This is a genomic window from Azospirillum sp. B506 (genome assembly GCF_000333595.1).
Taxonomy (GTDB): domain Bacteria; phylum Pseudomonadota; class Alphaproteobacteria; order Azospirillales; family Azospirillaceae; genus Azospirillum.
This window is the reverse complement of sequence record NZ_BADK01000591.1, coordinates 1-1,910: the sequence shown is the minus strand read 5'-3', so window position 1 is coordinate 1,910 and position 1,910 is coordinate 1. Positions and strand designations below refer to the sequence as shown.

Genomic DNA, 1,910 nt, shown 5'->3' with positions numbered 1-1,910 from the left:
AGGTCGACGTTCGTTTCCCCCAGCAGCCCAAGCCGGCCGCCAATCTGCCGAAGAACGCCCAGGAGCGCGCGGTGGCGCTGGTCGAGCTGATGGGCCGCCTGACCGCCCTGCTGGAGCGCGAGGCCGCGGCCGTCCGCGCCCGCCGCCCGGCCAAGGAGCTGGCGCAGATCGTCAAGGACAAGCAGCCGATGACGCTGGTCTATGAGGAGCTGTCCCGCCTGCTGCGCGTCGACCGCGAGGGGCTGATGGGGTTGGCTCCGGAGATGAAATCGGCCTTGAAGGACGCCACCGGCAAGCTCTATGCCGCCACCGCCGACAATGCCGAGGCCCTGCGCATCGGCGGCGAAGCGCAGAAGGTGATGGTCGACACCGTGGTGACCGTGATCACCCGCCAGCAGAAGGCACCGACCACCGCCTATGCCGCACATATGGGCGGCGGCCGCGGCTATTCCCCGCCGCCCAGCGGGCCGCGCACCTCGGCGGCGCTGAACACCCGGCTTTGAGCCTCATCCGCTTTCATCCGTGACTGCCGAGATTTTTCGGACGGCCGCCTCCTCTCCACGGGGGCGGCCTTTTTCTTGTGTGCCGGTTCCGCCCTGCCGGAGGGCCACGGCAAGAATGGTCCGCCACCCGGCCGAATTTGCCGGCCCGGGCCGCCTCGGCCGGCCGGAACTGCCGCGTTGTCGAAAACCGACGGCCGGATAACACGCCCCGGCAGTTGGCCCGTCCGTTGCATGGTGTCTTCCGCATCGCTGTCGGTGCGTTCGCCGTCCCTGAGAGGCCCTTCCATGGAAGTCCAATCGAACAACATCGCCGCGTCCTTGTTCGACGGTCTCAGCCAATCCCAGCAGACGCAGGGAGCAGCGACGAAGAACGACCTGTTTTCCAAGATGATGGACCGCATGCTGACCGACGCCGCCGCGCGCAAGCGCGAGCAGGCCGAGGCAGCGACGCGCGACTCCGCCAAGGACGCGGCGAAGGAGGCTGCCAGGGACGCGGCCAGGGAGGCCAGGGACGCCCGCGCGGCCGAGGCCCAGCGCCGGCAGCCGGTGCGCGCCGAACCGAAGCCCGATCCGCACCGGGACAGGGCCGCGCAAGCCGCCCACCGGCCGGATGACGCCGATGTGCCCCGTGCCGCCGGGCCGAAAGCAGGCAAGACCGACGACGACCAGAAGGTTCAGGCCCGCCAGGACGACCGCCGCCCGGCCAGAGCCGAGAAGCCGGAGAAGGACCAGTCGAAGACCGATGGCACCAAGGCCGGCGCGGACAAGGCCGGCACCACGAAGACCGGTGACGCCGGCGATTCCGGATCGGCCACCGCGTCCGACGGTGCCACTGCGGCCGATGCCACCGGACAGGCCGACTCCACCGATACCGCGGACAGGGGCGCGGACGATGGCGATGCGAGCGCCGGGGATGCCGCCGCGGATACGCAGGCCGTAAGCCAGCCCACAGACCAATCGCCGGTCCTGCCCCAGCCGGCTCCGCCGCAAGCGGCGCCACAGGCGAGCGACCTGATCCTCGCCGGCCTGACGACTGCCGGACAGGCTGCGGATGGCAGCGATGGTGCGGCCGGCGACGCGGACACTGCCACGGCAGGGACGGCCGGCACTGTCGATCCTGCAGCCCAGCTCGCCCAGGCGCAACGCGCACAGACCGCCCAGGCACAGACCGCCGCTGCCGGCGCCATGACACGCGAGCAGGCTGCCGCTGCCGACAAGGCCGCCGACAAGGCCGGTGCCGTGACCGCCGATGCCGGACAGACGGCGGGCACCGCCCAAGCCGGGGCCGACGGTCAGGCCGGTGCTCAAGCCCTCCCGACGGATGACGACAGTGCCCTGCCCGACCGCTTCGCCGATCTGCTGGCCGCGGCCAAGGCGAATACCGGTGAGGCAAAGCAAACCGGAAAG

Annotated in this window: 1 protein-coding gene and 1 pseudogene; both read left to right on the top strand. The window is 71.0% G+C overall.

The features are described from left to right. Window positions 1–503: flagellar basal-body protein (locus I71_RS17215; RefSeq protein ID WP_083897221.1), on the top strand; the 503-nt coding region annotated here is incomplete at its 5' end. 177 nt (window positions 504–680) lie between these two features. Next, window positions 681–1,910 (top strand): annotated as a pseudogene (locus I71_RS17210) (flagellar hook-length control protein FliK); the annotation flags it as partial.